Raw genomic sequence first — 17,028 nt, 5'->3', positions numbered from 1 at the left:
GACCCACTGATTGAAGTTTCACTTTATAACTATTCAAAAAGAAATGTTTTCTTTATAATAGTATTCATGGTTGCTACATAAATAATAGAAAGCGTGTATAATTGCATTCTATACTATGGTAAGATATGGAAAGAAACAGAAGCAATGCTGATGGAGGACCCTTTCATGTTTAAAAAAATGAACCTGTGGAATAAATCGAAAACAAATTTGACCATCAACGAGAGGGTTAGCCGGATATTGGAACAACCGATCCCAAAACATGTTGCGATAATAATGGACGGAAATGGTCGCTGGGCAAAAAGACGCGCGTTGCCACGAGTTGCTGGACATCATGAGGGTATGAAGACAGTTAAAAAAATTACGACACTTGCTAATCGACTGAACATTGAAACTCTCACTTTGTATGCATTCTCAACGGAAAATTGGAAACGTCCAAAACATGAAGTTGATTATTTAATGGGACTTCCAGAGGAATTCTTGGGGAGTTTTTTACCAGAACTAATTGCGGAAAACGTAAAAGTAAGCATGATTGGAGATAATAGTCGTTTACCTGCAAAAACAAAAAAAGCAGTTGAAAAGGCAATCGAGCAAACAGCCAATAATACGGGATTGAATTTAAATTTTGCGTTAAATTATGGCGGCAGATCAGAAATTGTAGAAGCTGTCAAAAAGATCTCAACCGACGTTAAAAACGGCGAGATATCAGTAGATCATATTGATCATGAGTGTATTTCTCATTATTTAATGACTCATGCTCTACCCGATCCGGATTTATTGATTCGGACAAGTGGTGAATTACGTATAAGTAATTTTATGTTATGGCAAATTGCGTATACTGAGTTATGGTTTACAGATGTATTATGGCCTGACTTTTCTGATAAACATTTAATAGATGCAGTCGAAGCATTTCAAAAAAGAACTAGACGATACGGTGGATTAAATGACAAGGAGTCAAAAAAATGAAACAACGAATCATAACTGCCTCAATCTTGATTGCAATATTTTTACCGATTGCAATTTGGGGTGGTATCCCTTTTTCAGTTTTAGCCTTTATTATGGCAACAATTGGTTTATATGAGTTCTTTCAAATGAGGAAGTTATCTATTTTTTCGTTTCACGGGATAGTAGCACTTCTTTTACTTTGGACACTGTTACTTCCAGAGTCTGTTATAGTAGATATCGGTATGACGAAAATGAAGCTGGTTTTTGTAGCGGTGCTTCTCTTTTTATCTTATACCGTTATCGTTAAAAATCATATTTCCTTTGAACAAGTCGGGGTTACGCTTTTTTCCGTTCTGTATGTTGGGATGGGTTTCTATTATATGATTCAAACAAGAGATGCAGGCATTGTTTACCTTTTTTACGCATTATTCGTTGTTTGGATGACTGATTCAGGAGCTTATTTTGTCGGTAGAAAGCTAGGGAAAAGAAAACTGTGGCCAGATATTAGCCCTAATAAAACGATCGGGGGATTTATCGGCGGAATTATTTCAGCTTTAGTTGTAGCTGGGGTTTTTGCTGTTTTTACCAATATCCAAATACCGGTAATGAAATTATTTATTATTACTATTTTGCTTTCGATTTTTGGGCAACTTGGAGATTTAGCTGAATCAGCATTAAAGCGCCATTTTGGAGTAAAGGATTCAGGTAATTTATTCCCTGGACATGGAGGAATTTTAGATCGTTGTGATAGTTGGTTGTTTGTATTACCGCTTTTTAATTTCCTGCATGTACTATAAAGACTTTAGGCAAGGAGAGAGAAAAATGAAGTATATTAGTCTTCTTGGGGCTACGGGGTCAATTGGAGTACAAGCTCTAGATATTATCCGCAGAAACCGGGAACATTATCAATTGGTTGCTATAGCTGCGGGAAGGAACATTGAATTAACGAGAAAAATCATAAATGAATTTCATCCTACATTTGTTTCCGTTTATCATAAAAAGGATTACGAAACATTAAAAAGTGAGTTTTCAGCGGAGATTAAATTTAGTTACGGCGAGAACGGGATTGTCGAAGCTGCGGTACATCCTGATGTCGATGTTGTTTTGAATGCTGTAATTGGTAGTGTTGGCCTTGAACCAACACTTGAAGCCATTAAGGCTAAAAAGACGATTGCACTTGCAAATAAAGAAACACTTGTAACAGCTGGTCATCTTGTCATTTCTGCTGCAAAAGATAACGAAGTACCAATTTTGCCAGTTGACAGTGAACATTCGGCTATTTTTCAATGCTTAAATGGAGAAAATAAAGCAACGGCTCAACGCTTAATTTTAACTGCATCAGGGGGCAGTTTTAGAGATCTTTCAAGAGAGGATTTGCAAGAAGTTACGTTAGAGCAGGCTCTTCAACATCCTAATTGGTCAATGGGTTCCAAAATTACAATTGATTCTGCTACAATGATGAATAAAGGTTTAGAAGTTATCGAAGCTCATTGGTTATTTGGTATTCCTTACGAACAGATCGATGTTCTTTTACATCGGGAAAGCATTATCCATTCTATGGTTGAATATCACGATAGTAGTGTAATTGCTCAACTAGGCAGTCCAGATATGCGAGTGCCCATTCAGTATGCTCTTAGTTTTCCGGATCGATTGCCCTTACATTCGAATTCCCCTCTCGATTTAACTAAGATTGGAAGGCTTCATTTTGAGGAAATGGATTTAGAAAGATTTCGTTGTCTAGGATTTGCTTACGAGGCAGGCAAAGTGGGAGGTACTATGCCAACTGTTTTAAATGCGGCCAACGAAGTAGCTGTAAGCCAATTTCTAAACGGAAACATATCATTCCTAACAATAGAAGAGATGATCGAAAAAGCTCTCGTACGTCATATCAGCATCAAGAATCCAAATTTATCTACTATACAAGAAGTCGATACGGAAACGAGAAATTTTGTGAATTCACTTTGTCTATAAAGGTGGTTATTTAGTTGAAAACTGTTATTTCCTTTATTATTATTTTCGGTTCATTAGTCTTCTTTCATGAGTTAGGACATTTTATTTTTGCCAAACGGTCTGGAATCCTTGTTCGTGAATTTGCTATTGGATTTGGACCAAAGATTTTTTCTTACAAAAAAGGTGAAACTCTTTATACAATTCGTTTGCTTCCAATTGGTGGTTATGTCAGGATGGCGGGTGAAGACCCTGAAGTGGCTGAAATAAAACCGGGACATCGGATTGGGATCATATTGGACGAAAATGAACTTGTTACTAAAATTATTCTTACTGGTAAAGATCGTTACACAAATGCGCGAACAATAGAAGTTGAAGACGCTGATTTAGAACACAAGCTTTGTATTCGAGGTTATGAAGAAGGAGACGAAGATGAAGTTTTACAAACGTATCCCTTATCTCGAAAAGCGGTTATTGTTGAAAATCAAATTGAGACCCTAATTGCTCCATGGGATCGACAATTTGCATCGAAAAAACTTAGTCAGAGAGCAATGACAATTTTTGCTGGCCCTCTATTTAATTTTATTCTTGCAGTTGTTGTATTTACAATGATTAGTATGCTACAAGGAGTTCCAGTAAAAGAAGCAATTCTTGGACATGTTCTTCCAAACGATCCTGCAAGTGAAGCTGGATTTCAAGAAGGAGACCTTGTTTTAAGCATAGACGGCGCAGAAGTAAATACTTTTACTGAAATGACGAAGATTGTGCGGGCACATCCTGAAGAAGAATTGATTTTCACAGTTGAACGAGATAATCAAACCTTTGATATAGCTGTCACTCCTAAGAAAGAAATAGGAGAGAATGAGGAAACGATCGGGTTAATAGGTGTGCAATCAGCTTTAGATAAATCGATCGGAAAGATCGCCGTAAGTGGGTTTCAGGAAACCTATCATTGGACAATAGAGATATTTAAATTACTCGGACAATTAGTGACAGGACAATTTTCTATCGACATGCTATCTGGACCTGTTGGAATATACGCATCTACGGAAACAGTTGCAAAGGCTGGGTTCATTTATTTACTACGTTGGATGGGCTTATTAAGTATCAATTTAGGGATTATGAATCTCTTGCCAATTCCAGCGTTAGACGGCGGTCGTCTTTTGTTTTTTGGAGTCGAAGCTCTGCGTGGAAAACCGGTAGATCGACAAATGGAAAGCATTGTTCATTTCATTGGTTTTGCCTTATTGATGTTACTGATGATTGTTGTCACGTGGAATGACATACAACGTTTCTTTATTAATTGATGGAAATCAAAGTTGAGGTGTGTCTAATGAGACAAAGCATGACCTTTATTCCAACTCTTCGAGAAGTCCCAGCTGATGCTGAAATCAAAAGCCATCAGCTCCTGCTTAGAGCAGGATATATTAGACAAACAGCCAGCGGTGTGTACACTTACATGCCTCTGGCCAAAAGAATTTTAGATAAAATAGAAAAGATTATTCGGGAAGAAATGGAAAATGCTGGTGCTGCAGAACTTTTGATGCCAACCTTACAGCCAGCAGAATTATGGCAAGAATCAGGACGTTGGAATACATATGGTGAAGAATTAATGAGAATGAATGACCGACATGGTCGAGATTTCGCCCTTGGGCCAACACATGAAGAAGTCGTTACAAGTCTAGTTAAAGACGAAATTAAATCTTATAAACGATTACCGTTTGCTGTGTTCCAAATTCAGACAAAATTTAGGGACGAAAAACGCCCTAGGTTTGGGCTGTTGCGTGGACGTGAATTTATTATGAAAGATGCTTACTCTTTTCACTCTACTCAAGAAAGTCTTGATGCAGTTTACGAAAAAATGTTCATAGCTTATAATAATATTTTCACTAGATGTGGACTTAACTTTCGGGCAGTTTTAGCTGACTCAGGCGCTATTGGTGGGAAGGATACCCAAGAATTTATGGTGTTATCTGAAACTGGGGAAGATACGATCGCTTATTCCGATACATCAGATTATGTTGCCAATATTGAAATGGCGGAAGTTAATCCAAACTACGAAAAATCTAGTGAGACACCTTTGCCACTTGAGAAGTTGGAAACACCGAATCAAAAAACGATTGCTGATATCTCCTCCTTTTTTCAAGTTGATGCGACTCAATGTATAAAATCATTAGTGTTTAAAGTGGATGATGAGTATGTACTCATATTAGTTAGAGGAGACCACGAAGTAAACGATATTAAAGTTAAAAATGTTTTAAAAGCTACGTCTGTAGAGCTTGCTGAACATAATGATATTGAAAGGCTGCTTGGTTGCTCAATCGGTTCAATTGGACCTGTTGGTGTACCAAAAAATATAAAGGTTTACGCAGATTACGCAGTAAAGTCGATGGTGAATATCATATGCGGAGCGAATCAAGATGGGTATCACTATAAAAACGCTGTCGAAAATCGTGACTTTACGGTGCATGAGTTTGCTGATTTCCGTTTTATTATGGAAGGTGATCCTTCCCCTGATGGTCAAGGAACTATTCATTTTGCTAGAGGTATAGAAGTCGGTCATATTTTCAAACTTGGCACAACATATAGTGACTCAATGGAAGCTAAATTTCTTGATGAAAACGGGAAATCACAAAGCTTTATAATGGGATGTTACGGTATTGGGGTTTCTAGAACACTTTCTGCCGTTGCGGAACAATTTAATGATGAAAATGGACTAATATGGCCAATTAATATTGCACCTTATCAGATTCACTTAATTCCCATTAATGTAAAAGATAAGGAGCAATTAATTCTAGCAGAAGAATTATATTTGCAACTGAAAAACGATGCATTCGAAGTCTTGTTTGATGACCGTACAGAACGTGCTGGTGTAAAATTTAAAGACTCTGACTTAATTGGGTTGCCTATTAGAGTTACAGTCGGTAAAAAGGCTTCAGAGGGAATCGTTGAAGTGAAATTAAGAAAATCAGGTGAATCATTTGAAGTTGAAAGGTCTCTACTTTCGACATTTGTACAAAAATTACTAAAAAGCGGTGAATAGATAGGTGCCTACTGAGGTACCTTCTTCACTGATTAAATGACTTTTTATTGAGGGGGAGTGGATAAAAGTGAATCCCGATTCGAAAAAAGAGAGATTTCAATTACTTATGCAGCAAATTGGTTTTACAGAAGATGCATTAGTACCATATTTTATTAATGCCGAGATTGGTAAATTAAGTGTAGATCGGCAACAGAAAAAATGGCACTTTTCTTTTGTTTTTGAAAAGGTCATCCCCAGTGAAATACTAAATAGATTTTCCCTCCAACTTGCGCGATCATTTCAACATATTGCGGCTGTAAGTTTTCAAATAGAGGCGAGAGACTCAAGCGTCAGTAAGGAACTAATTCAAGATTACTGGAAATATTGTGTGAAGGAATTGGATGGGATTTCCCCAGTATTATTAACTCTACTAAATGAACAAATTCCTGAAGTTAATGGCAATGTCATTTTGGTGAAAACGAATAATGACACAGAAGCGAGAACTTTAAAACATAAATATGGACAACTAATCCAAGAGATCTATCAAGGATTTGGATTTCCTGCCCTTAGTTTGGATAGTCAAATCATGAGTGATCAAGAAACAAATGAAGAATATCAAAAGTTTTTGGAAGCTAAGCAAAGAGAAGATGCAGAACGAGGCAAACAAGCAGTTCTAGATATGCAAAAACAGGAACTAGACCGTGGAAGTAAGGTGGAAAACTATAGTGGCCCGCTTTCAATTGGATCGTCGATAAATGGCGATGATATTCAAAGCCTTGAAAATATTGTGGACGAGGAAAAGAGAATAGCGATCGAAGGATACATTTTCGATGCGGAAACAAAGGAATTGCGTAGTGGTCGAACTTTATTAACTTTTAAAATCACAGATTATAGTGATTCGATTCTTGTAAAGATGTTCTCTAGAGATAAAGAAGATGCTGAAATAATGAAGCAAGTGAAAAAAGGCATGTGGGTAAGAGCACGTGGAAGTATACAAAATGATACATTTGTTCGCGACCTAGTTATGATCGCAAATGATATGAACGAAATTAAACCAAAAGAAAAAAGCGATCTTGCTAAGCAAGATTCTAAGCGGATTGAGCTTCATCTTCATACGACAATGAGCCAAATGGATGGCATTGTTTCTGCATCGAGATATGTTGAGCAAGCTAAAAAATGGGGACATAAAGCGATTGCGATTACAGATCATGCTGTTGCACAGTCTTATCCAGATGCTTTTAATGCAGGGAAAAAACATGATATTAAAATTATTTATGGTCTTGAGGCTAATCTAGTCGATGATGGGGTACCTATTGCTTATAATAGTGAGCATCGAAAGCTAGAAGACTCGGAATTCATTGTCTTTGACGTTGAAACGACGGGCCTTTCTGCAATATATGATACGATTATTGAACTAGCCGCTGTAAAAATTCGCGGTGGAGAGATAGTAGATACATTTGAAAGTTTCGCAAATCCTCATCATCCATTGTCAACAACGACAATTGAACTTACTGGTATTACAGACGAGATGGTTGAAAATGCGCCAAATATTGATGAAGTGTTGAAGAAGTTTTATGAATGGTCTAATGATTCCATTTATGTCGCTCATAATGCGACGTTTGATATGGGATTCTTAAATACTGGTTTTCAAAAATATGGTCTAGGTAAATCTAAAAATCCTGTTATTGATACATTGGAATTAGCTAGATTTCTTTATCCACAATTAAAGAATCACAGGCTCAATACTTTGGCTAAAAAGTTTGACATCGAGCTCACTCAACACCATCGAGCAATCTATGATGCTGAAGCTACCGGTTATTTGTTTTTAAAGATGTTGAAAGATGCCAATGAAAAAGGAATAGAATATCATGATCAATTTAATGATTATATGGGGGAAGGAGACGCCTATAAACGAGCACGTCCATTTCACTGTACATTATTAGCTACAAGTGAAATAGGGTTGAAAAATTTATTTAAACTTGTTTCTATTTCACATTTAAACTATTTCTATCGAGTACCACGAATTCCAAGGTCTGTATTGGAAAAGCATCGTGAAGGCTTATTAGTTGGTTCAGGTTGCCAGAAAGGTGAAGTATTTGAAGCAATGATGCAAAAAGGCCGCCAAGAGGCGGAAAAGGCAGCAAGCTTTTACGACTACTTGGAAGTTCATCCGAAGCCTGTTTATGCACCTTTAATTGAAATGGAACTTGTAAGAAACGATCGAGATTTAGAAGATATTATTCGAAATATTGTAGATATGGGTGACAAACTTGATTTACCCGTTGTGGCTACAGGGAATGTACATTATTTACATGAGGAAGACAAAATTTACCGTGAAATATTAGTAGGCTCTCAAGGTGGAGCAAATCCGTTGAATAGGCATAGATTGCCAAGCGTCCACTTTCGGACAACAGATGAAATGCTTTCAGAATTTGCTTTTCTAGGCAAGGAAAAGGCCTTTGAGATCGTCGTGAAAAATACAAATGCTATTTCGGATCGGATTGATCATATTAAACCAATTAAAGATGAATTGTATACACCTAAAATTCCTGGTGCGGATGATGAAATCCGAACGATGAGTTATGAAAGAGCAAAAAGTATTTATGGTAATCCACTTCCTGAGTTGATAGAAGCTCGACTTGAAAAAGAATTGAAGAGTATTATCGGACACGGCTTTGCGGTTATTTATCTTATCTCTCATAAACTAGTAAAAAAATCACTTGATGATGGTTATTTAGTTGGTTCAAGGGGATCTGTTGGTTCTTCTTTCGTTGCAACTATGACGGAAATTACTGAAGTGAATCCTTTGCCACCACATTATGTATGTCCTAATTGTAAACACTCTGAATTCTTTGATGATGGATCTGTCGGTTCCGGTTTTGATTTACCGAATAAGGCTTGTACAAAGTGCGGCACTGCTTACAAAAAAGATGGACACGATATTCCGTTTGAAACATTTCTTGGTTTTAAAGGGGATAAAGTTCCCGATATCGACCTCAATTTCTCTGGGGAGTATCAACCGCAAGCACATAACTATACAAAAGTACTGTTTGGAGAAGATTATGTGTATCGTGCAGGAACAATTGGAACGGTAGCAGAGAAAACAGCATTTGGTTATGTTAGAGGCTATGCGAATGATCATAATCTCCATTTACGAGGGGCAGAAGTTGACAGACTTGTCCAAGGATGTACGGGAGTAAAGAGAACAACAGGCCAGCACCCGGGCGGAATAATAGTTGTCCCTGACGATATGGAAATTTTTGACTTTTCCCCGATCCAATTTCCAGCGGATGATAGTGGGTCGGAATGGAAAACTACTCACTTTGATTTCCATTCAATCCACGACAATCTATTGAAATTAGATATACTTGGTCACGATGATCCTACAGTAATTAGAATGCTTCAGGATCTGAGCGGAATAGATCCAAAAGATATTCCAACGGATGATCAGGAAGTAATGAAATTATTCCAAGGCACAGAATCATTAGGCGTTACTGAGGAACAAATTATGTGTAAAACCGGAACCCTTGGCATTCCTGAGTTTGGTACACGTTTTGTCCGACAAATGTTGGAAGATACGAAGCCTAAGACTTTTTCAGAACTGTTACAAATATCAGGATTATCTCATGGGACTGATGTTTGGTTAGGGAATGCACAAGAATTGATACAAAATAATATTTGTACGCTACCAGATGTTATCGGGTGTCGGGATGATATAATGGTATATCTCATTTATCGTGGCTTAGATTCTTCGTTGTCTTTCAAAATCATGGAATCAGTTCGTAAAGGGAAAGGCTTGACTCCTGAAATGGAAGAAGAAATGAAGAAAAATAATGTTCCTGATTGGTATATCGATTCATGCAAAAAGATTAAATATATGTTCCCGAAGGCGCATGCGGCCGCCTATGTTTTAATGGCTGTGAGAATTGCTTATTTTAAGGTTCATTACCCACTTTATTTCTATGCTGCCTATTTCACAGTCCGTGCAGAAGATTTTGACTTGGAAGCAATGCATCGAGGTTCTAATGCGATTCGATCGAGAATTGAGGAAATCAATGCTAAAGGTCTTGAAGCCTTACCAAAAGAGAAAAGTTTATTAACTGTCTTGGAAATAGCACTGGAAATGTGTGAGCGTAAATTTAAGTTTAAGCAAGTTGATCTATACCGATCTAGTGCCACAGATTTTCTAATAGACGGTGATTCATTAATTCCTCCTTTCAATGCGATACCTGGGCTTGGTACGAATGCTGCTATTAACATTGTGAAGGCTCGTAAAGATGGAGAGTTTTTATCTAAAGAAGATTTGCAACAACGTGGTAAAGTTTCAAAAACAATTATAGAGTATCTTGACAAACAGGGGATTTTAGAAGAGCTACCAGATCAGAACCAGTTATCATTATTCTAAAGTCAACCCATTGCAATTGATTTGGGCTCTTGCGACTAGCGAACTTTGAGTTTCTTCCTACGATAAGAAACATGTGCTTGCCTTTAAACTTACTGTGTTTCCTTTATCTCGTAATGAAGGAAAAAAGTTTATAGTCGCTAAGGGCGTCTTGGCTTCTCTATTTGCATAAACATAGTGATTATGGTATATTTTTTATGGATATACTGTAAATAACTCTCTATTGACAAAAGAGTGGGCGCCCCCCACTCTTTCCTATTGTTGATAATAGTATGCTAAACATGAAACTCTGGAGGTAATGATGAGTAAAGTAACCGACCTCGTTGAAGAACTCGCACAGCCAATCCTTCACAGTCTGCAGTTAGAATTAGTCGATATCGAATATGTAAAAGAAGGAAAAAATTGGTTTCTTCGCTTATTTATTGATAAGGAAAACGGTGTAGATATTGAAGAATGCGGTCTTGTAAGTGAACGGTTAAGCGCGAAATTGGATGAATTGGATCCAATCCCTCATAATTATTTTTTGGAAGTATCTTCACCAGGGGCAGAACGCCCATTAAAAAAAGAAAAAGACTTTGTCAATGCTATTGGTAAAAAGGTTCATGTAAAGACGTATGAACCTATTGATGGAGAAAAAGTTTTTGAAGGTAAGTTGAATGATTTTAATGAGGGAACGCTGATAATTGAAGTAATGGTAAAAACAAGAGTTAAAACGATTGAAGTACCACTTGACAAGGTATCAAAGGCAAGATTAGCTGTAGAATTTTAGGAAATAAAGCATTTCTTGTTAATAAAGTTGTTTTATCTCACCCAAACAGGATATTTAACGCGGTGCATATTGACTACAGCTTCGCGTATCGATAAGCAAGATATTTGCGCTTTTCGTATGAAAAAGAAGGGGATGACATTTTAATGAGTTCGGAATTATTAGATGCTCTCATTATATTGGAAAAAGAAAAGGGCATTAGTCGAGAAGTCTTGATCGAAGCCATAGAAGCCGCACTTGTTTCAGCTTATAAAAGAAATTTTAATCAAGCGCAGAACGTTCGCGTTGATTTAAATCTTGAAACTGGGTCAATGAGAGTATTTGCTCGAAAAGAGATAGTGGACGAAGTATTTGATTCAAGGCTTGAAATATCTTTAGATGATGCAAAAGGGATCCACCCTGCATATGAAACTGGAGATATTGTTGAGTTAGAAGTTACACCGAAAGATTTCGGAAGAATTGCAGCCCAAACAGCTAAACAAGTCGTTACTCAACGAGTCCGAGAAGCTGAAAGAGGGATTATATACTCCGAATTTATTGATCGTGAAGACGATATCATGACAGGAATTGTTCAACGCTACGATTCAAGATATATTTATGTTAGTCTAGGCAAGATTGAAGCGTTACTTCCTCAAAGTGAGCAAATGCCTAATGAAACTTATAAACCACACGATCGTATTAAAGTTTATATTACAAAAGTGGAAAAGACAACAAAAGGACCGCAAATTTATGTATCTAGGTCTCATCCAGGATTATTAAAAAGACTGTTTGAGATAGAGGTTCCAGAAATTTACGATGGAACAGTTGAAATTCGCTCTGTTGCGCGTGAAGCAGGTGATCGATCTAAAATTTCTGTGAGTACAGATAATCCGGAAGTCGATCCTGTTGGTTCATGTGTGGGTCCAAAAGGTACCCGAGTACAAGCAATAGTCAATGAATTAAAAGGTGAGAAGATTGATATCGTTGAGTGGTCGACAGACCCAACTATATTTGTTGCTAATGCTTTAAGTCCTTCAAAAGTGTTGGAAGTTATAATTGATGATGATGAAAAATCAACAACGGTTGTTGTTCCTGATTACCAATTATCTCTAGCTATTGGAAAACGAGGGCAAAATGCAAGGCTTGCAGCTAAATTAACCGGTTGGAAAATTGATATAAAAAGTGAAACAGATGCCCGTGAGGCTGGTATTTATCCACGTGAGGAATCCCTGCTGTTCGATAATGATGAAGATTCAATAGAGGATTTTGAGTAGGGGGGAGTAAATTGGCAATTAGAAAAAAAATACCTATGCGGAAATGCCTTGCTACAGGAGAGATGAAACCGAAGAAAGAAATGATTCGGATTGTACGCTCTAAGGAAGGGGAAGTTTCCATCGATCCGTCCGGGAAGAAGGCGGGTAGGGGAGCCTATGTATCTTTAGATCGCGATGCCATACTTTTAGCTAAAAAGAAAGATGTGTTTTCAAGTCAATTAAATGCTAAAGTTGAAGATTCCCTTTACGAGGAACTCCTTTCGTTAGCAGAAAAGGAAAGTAAGCCTAAATAATGAATCAAGAAAAATGGATGACACTACTTGGCTTAGCTAATCGGGCAAGAAAAATAATTTCGGGAGAAGAACTGGTATTAAGGGAGATCAAAAACAAAAAAGCAAAATTGGTTATTCTTTCTGATGATGCTTCTTTCAATACTTCAAAAAAAGTTCAAGATAAATGTACTTATTACCAAGTTCCTTTCCGATTTGTACAATCAAGGGTCCAACTCGGCCACGCTATTGGAAAGGAAGAAAGAGTGGTGGTGGCGATCCTAGAAGAAGGTTTCGCTAAGAAACTTACTTCGTTGCTCGATGAATAAAACGGGGGTGAACCAATGAGTAAAGTACGAGTTTATGAATATGCAAAAAAACAAAATACTACAAGTAAAGATATCATTACTAAACTACAAAGCATGAATATTGAAGTAGGCAATCATATGTCTATGATTGATCCAGATACGGTTCAAAAATTGGATTCTCTTTATCAAAAAGGAATTCAGGGAAAAAAAGATTCAAATAAAGAATCTACTCGTAATAGCGGGCAAAACAAAGATAACCATGCTGATAAAAGAAATAAGGGTAATCACCAGAAAACCCAAACGAATAATGATTTTAAAAAACAGCAGCCAAGGAATAATAATGCACAGACAAATAAAGTAAATAAATCTGCTGCCATTCAACCGACCAACAACAATCGGAATAATGAAGTAAAACAAGGCAATCAGGGGACGGAGCAAAAAAGACAAAATATGAAAAATAACGGCGATGCAAAAAATAGTAACAAGCCATTTAACAAGAATAAAAGAGCTAATCAGAATAAAAATGCGAAAAACAGACCACAGCAGCAACAACCTGTAGTGAAAAAGCAAAGGGAACTTCCAGAAAAAATAGTTCACAGTGGCTCACTATCAGTAGGAGAGCTTGCGAAAAAACTTCATAGAGAACCATCTGAAATTATTAAAAAGCTCTTCCTTCTTGGTGTAATGGCAACTATTAATCAAGAGCTAGACCATGATGCTATTGAGCTAATTTGTGGTGACTATGGAGTAGAAGTAGAAGAAGAAATTCAAATTGACACGACAGATCTTGAAGTCTATTTCACTGATGATGAACCTGGAGAAATGAATGATCGCCCAGCTGTTGTTACTATTATGGGGCACGTTGATCATGGGAAAACAACATTGTTAGATTCTCTCCGCCATACAAAAGTAACAGCTGGAGAAGCTGGAGGAATCACTCAGCATATTGGTGCCTATCAAATTGAAGAAAACGGCAAAAAAATCACCTTCTTAGATACTCCAGGACACGCAGCTTTTACAACTATGCGTGCACGCGGAGCAAAAATCACCGATATAACCATTCTTGTAGTTGCTGCTGACGACGGTGTAATGCCGCAAACAATTGAGGCGATTAACCACGCAAAGGCTGCTGAAGTTCCAATCATTGTGGCGGTTAATAAGATGGATAAGCCAACAGCCAATCCGGATAGAGTGATGCAGGAGCTAACTGAACATGCTCTTGTTCCTGAAGATTGGGGTGGAGATACAATCTTTGTTCCAATTTCAGCTTTAAAAGGTGAGGGAATTGACAATTTGCTTGAAATGATTCTATTAGTAAGTGAAGTGGAAGAGTTAAAAGCGAACCCAAAACGTAAAGCTATCGGAACTGTTATTGAAGCACAGTTGGATAAAGGTAGAGGTTCTGTTGCAACATTACTCGTTCAAAATGGTACATTAAAAGTAGGCGACCCAATTGTTGCTGGAAATACATTCGGTCGTGTGCGCGCAATGGTAAATGATGTAGGTAGAAGAGTAAAAGTAGCTCCACCGTCTACACCAGTGGAAATAACGGGACTTAATGATGTTCCACAAGCTGGTGACCGTTTTGTTGTCTTTGAGGATGAAAAAACAGCTCGTCAAATCGGAGAGGCTCGCGCACAAGATGCTATACTTGCATCAAGAAATGAAAGCTCTCGTGTCAGTCTCGATACTTTGTTTGAACAAATGAAACAAGGCGATATGAAAGATTTAAATGTTATTGTTAAAGCGGATGTTCAAGGTTCGGTTGAAGCTTTAGCATCTGCCCTAAGGCAAATTGATGTCGAAGGAGTAAATATTAAAATTATTCATACGGCCGTAGGTGCGATTAATGAATCAGATATAACACTTGCAGCAGCATCTAATGCTATTGTTATTGGCTTCAATGTGCGACCTGACGTCAATGCTAAACGTGCAGCTGATTCTGAAAAAGTCGATGTTAGACTTCATAGAGTCATCTATAAAGCGATTGAAGAAATTGAATCAGCAATGAAAGGTATGCTTGATCCAGAATTTAAAGAAGAAGTTATTGGTCAAGCAGAAGTACGCCAAACATTTAAAGTATCCAAAATCGGTACAATTGCTGGATCATATGTTATAGACGGAAAAATCACACGAGATAGCGGTGTTCGAGTGATTAGAGACGGAATTGTAATATATGAAGGCGAAATTGATGATTTGAAACGCTTTAAAGACGATGTTAAAGAAGTAAGTCAAGGCTATGAATGTGGAATAACTATTAGGAATTTTAATGATCTTAAAGAGCAAGATATAATTGAAGCATATGTAATGAAGGAAATTGAGCGAACTTGATTGGTTTCGTTGAACTGGAATACCGAATTTTCGACTGTATGTCACTGAAGGAAAAACGTTCTGTATTAAAAAGAACGATGACAAGAGTGAAGCAAAAATATAATGTTGCTACAGCTGAGATTGGACATCAAGATGTGTGGCAATTAACAAAAATATCACTAGTTACAGTAGCTTCCTCCCGACAGGCAGCAGAGCGGGAATTGAATCATGCTCTAAATTTTCTTGATTCTTTCCCTGAATGGGAAAGAATGAATACAACTTTTGAGTGGCTTTAATGTGAGGTGGATAAAGAATGAGTTTGCGTGCCAACCGAGTTGGAGAACAAATGAAAAAAGAACTCGGTGATATTATTGCGAGAAAAATCAAAGATCCACGGGTAGGGTTTGTGACGGTTACCGATGTTCAAGTTACTGGTGACCTTCAACAAGCCACTGTATATATATCGATCTTAGGTGACGAAGATCAAAAGATAGACACTTTAAAGGGTCTTCAAAAGGCAAAAGGTTTTATCCGATCAGAAATAGGTCATAGAATTCGCCTGCGTATAACACCGGAGATTGAATTCGAGCTTGATGAATCAATCGATTATGGTAACAAGATCGAGTCGATTTTAAGACAGCTTAAAGATGAATAAATACAGCTTCCAGCAAATGGCTGTCCCAAAGTGCATGGCTCTTCTGTCATACTCGTATGCAAAGAACAGCCTGTATCCTTAGGGATGGCCTATTTTAAATTGATTAGAAAGTATAATGCGGTGAGCGTGAGTCTAGCTCTGACAAGACAGGATGTTCTAGTGTAGGCATGCGATGATGTCGGCAACGCGCTTACACTTTTCTTATTGTTTTTTAGGAGGGGATTAGGTGGACGGGATATTGCCTCTTTGGAAACCAAAGGGAATGACTTCACATGATTGTGTTTTTAGAATTAGAAAAATGCTGAAGATGAAAAAAGTCGGACATACAGGAACTCTTGATCCGGATGTGGATGGAGTGCTACCAATCTGTCTGGGAAGGGCAACAAGGATTGCCGAGTATATAACAAATGCAGGTAAAGTTTATGAAGGAGAGGTAACAATTGGCTTTTCCACTACTACAGAAGATGCCCAAGGCGAAATTGTTGCAACAAAAGCAGTCGAACAAGAAATTTCTATTACTACGATAAATAACGTCCTTCTTGAATTTACCGGAGAAATCGAGCAGACTCCTCCAATATATTCAGCTGTTAAGGTGAATGGAAAGAGACTATATGAATATGCTCGAAAAGGAATAGAAGTCGAACGGCCTACTAGAAAAGTTAATATTTATGAGTTGAAACTTCTTGATGATAAGATCAGAATAAAGGATGGAACACTAAGTTTTTCGTTTAGAGTACATTGCAGTAAAGGAACATACATAAGAACGCTTGCAGTGATGATTGGAGAAAAACTTGGATATCCAGCTCATATGTCTGCTCTGACAAGAGTGGCTGCATCATCATTTACGGCTAGTCATTGTGTAACGTTTGAGCAACTTGAAAACATAATCGCTGAAGATCTTCCACTTGAAAAGGTGATAAAGCCTTTGGAGGAGGGACTTTGCAATTTGCCTATTTGGAATATGGATGTTCAATTATTGGAAAAAGTGAAAAATGGTGCTGTTTTACCGACGCCACAAAATTGGCCGGAGGGGCAGGTAGTAATGGTGTATGAAGGTGTAGCTTACGCCATTTATCAGAGCCATCTTAATAAACAAGATTTAATTAAACCAGTAAAAGTTTTACTAAATCTATAAGTTCACAAAATGAGGTGAT

General features: G+C 37.5%; 14 protein-coding genes. All 14 read left to right on the top strand.

Annotated features, from left to right (window positions below; genetic code table 11):
* Positions 1–165 precede the first annotated feature (165 nt).
* Positions 166–963, top strand: a complete 798-nt coding sequence (locus tag BN1243_RS04505; RefSeq protein ID WP_062105047.1) for an isoprenyl transferase — start codon at positions 166–168, stop codon at positions 961–963.
* On the top strand, positions 960–1,739 hold the full coding sequence (locus BN1243_RS04500; RefSeq protein ID WP_062105046.1) for a phosphatidate cytidylyltransferase: 780 nt from the start codon (positions 960–962) through the stop codon (positions 1,737–1,739). The genes BN1243_RS04505 and BN1243_RS04500 overlap by 4 nt, the downstream gene beginning before the upstream one ends.
* A 25-nt stretch (positions 1,740–1,764) precedes the next feature.
* A complete protein-coding gene (gene dxr / locus BN1243_RS04495; protein WP_062105045.1) occupies positions 1,765–2,913 on the top strand; it encodes a 1-deoxy-D-xylulose-5-phosphate reductoisomerase in 1,149 nt (382 codons plus the stop codon).
* A 14-nt stretch (positions 2,914–2,927) separates the two neighbouring features.
* A complete protein-coding gene (gene rseP / locus BN1243_RS04490) occupies positions 2,928–4,196 on the top strand; it encodes an RIP metalloprotease RseP (RefSeq protein WP_062105044.1) in 1,269 nt (422 codons plus the stop codon).
* A gap of 26 nt (positions 4,197–4,222) precedes the next feature.
* Positions 4,223–5,932 (top strand): proline--tRNA ligase, encoded by a 1,710-nt coding sequence (locus tag BN1243_RS04485; RefSeq protein WP_062105043.1) that lies wholly within the window; start codon positions 4,223–4,225, stop codon positions 5,930–5,932.
* A gap of 61 nt (positions 5,933–5,993) precedes the next feature.
* A complete protein-coding gene (locus tag BN1243_RS04480; protein WP_084781813.1) occupies positions 5,994–10,316 on the top strand; it encodes a PolC-type DNA polymerase III in 4,323 nt (1,440 codons plus the stop codon).
* 298 nt (positions 10,317–10,614) lie between these two features.
* Positions 10,615–11,082, top strand: coding sequence for a ribosome maturation factor RimP (gene rimP / locus BN1243_RS04475; RefSeq protein WP_062105042.1), 468 nt, complete (start codon positions 10,615–10,617; stop codon positions 11,080–11,082).
* 143 nt (positions 11,083–11,225) lie between these two features.
* Positions 11,226–12,332, top strand: coding sequence for a transcription termination factor NusA (gene nusA / locus BN1243_RS04470; protein ID WP_062105041.1), 1,107 nt, complete (start codon positions 11,226–11,228; stop codon positions 12,330–12,332).
* A gap of 11 nt (positions 12,333–12,343) precedes the next feature.
* Positions 12,344–12,625 carry an RNase P modulator RnpM gene (gene rnpM, locus BN1243_RS04465; RefSeq protein ID WP_062105040.1) on the top strand — a complete coding sequence of 94 codons (282 nt, stop codon included), beginning with the start codon at positions 12,344–12,346 and terminating at the stop codon, positions 12,623–12,625.
* The gene (locus BN1243_RS04460) at positions 12,625–12,930 is read left to right on the top strand and encodes a YlxQ family RNA-binding protein (protein ID WP_062105039.1); all 306 of its coding nucleotides are present in this window, start codon (positions 12,625–12,627) and stop codon (positions 12,928–12,930) included. The genes rnpM and BN1243_RS04460 overlap by 1 nt, the downstream gene beginning before the upstream one ends.
* Before the next feature lie 15 nt (positions 12,931–12,945).
* On the top strand, positions 12,946–15,240 hold the full coding sequence (infB, locus tag BN1243_RS04455; RefSeq protein ID WP_062105038.1) for a translation initiation factor IF-2: 2,295 nt from the start codon (positions 12,946–12,948) through the stop codon (positions 15,238–15,240).
* Positions 15,237–15,515, top strand: coding sequence for a DUF503 domain-containing protein (locus tag BN1243_RS04450; protein ID WP_062105037.1), 279 nt, complete (start codon positions 15,237–15,239; stop codon positions 15,513–15,515). Before infB ends, BN1243_RS04450 begins: the two co-directional genes overlap by 4 nt.
* Positions 15,516–15,532: 17 nt before the next feature.
* On the top strand, positions 15,533–15,874 hold the full coding sequence (rbfA, locus tag BN1243_RS04445; protein ID WP_062105036.1) for a 30S ribosome-binding factor RbfA: 342 nt from the start codon (positions 15,533–15,535) through the stop codon (positions 15,872–15,874).
* A gap of 226 nt (positions 15,875–16,100) precedes the next feature.
* Positions 16,101–17,009: a tRNA pseudouridine(55) synthase TruB gene (gene truB / locus BN1243_RS04440; RefSeq protein ID WP_062105035.1), complete on the top strand. Its 909-nt coding sequence runs from the start codon at positions 16,101–16,103 to the stop codon at positions 17,007–17,009.
* The last annotated feature ends 19 nt before the right edge of the window (positions 17,010–17,028 follow it).

It is taken from the genome of Bacillus niameyensis, assembly GCF_001375535.1.
Taxonomy (GTDB): domain Bacteria; phylum Bacillota; class Bacilli; order Bacillales; family Bacillaceae_C; genus Lederbergia; species Lederbergia niameyensis.
Note: the sequence above shows the minus strand (reverse complement) of the source record. Positions and strands in the feature narration are given on the sequence as shown.

What these genes read in the sequence shown, in the direction of transcription:
- BN1243_RS04505 (WP_062105047.1), top strand. Translation starts at nt 166, where the DNA reads ATGTTTAAAAAAATGAACCTGTGGAATAAATCGAAAACAAATTTGACC.
- BN1243_RS04500 (WP_062105046.1), top strand. Translation starts at nt 960, where the DNA reads ATGAAACAACGAATCATAACTGCCTCAATCTTGATTGCAATATTTTTA.
- dxr (WP_062105045.1), top strand. Translation starts at nt 1,765, where the DNA reads ATGAAGTATATTAGTCTTCTTGGGGCTACGGGGTCAATTGGAGTACAA.
- BN1243_RS04485 (WP_062105043.1), top strand. Translation starts at nt 4,223, where the DNA reads ATGAGACAAAGCATGACCTTTATTCCAACTCTTCGAGAAGTCCCAGCT.
- rimP (WP_062105042.1), top strand. Translation starts at nt 10,615, where the DNA reads ATGAGTAAAGTAACCGACCTCGTTGAAGAACTCGCACAGCCAATCCTT.
- nusA (WP_062105041.1), top strand. Translation starts at nt 11,226, where the DNA reads ATGAGTTCGGAATTATTAGATGCTCTCATTATATTGGAAAAAGAAAAG.
- BN1243_RS04460 (WP_062105039.1), top strand. Translation starts at nt 12,625, where the DNA reads ATGAATCAAGAAAAATGGATGACACTACTTGGCTTAGCTAATCGGGCA.
- infB (WP_062105038.1), top strand. Translation starts at nt 12,946, where the DNA reads ATGAGTAAAGTACGAGTTTATGAATATGCAAAAAAACAAAATACTACA.
- rbfA (WP_062105036.1), top strand. Translation starts at nt 15,533, where the DNA reads ATGAGTTTGCGTGCCAACCGAGTTGGAGAACAAATGAAAAAAGAACTC.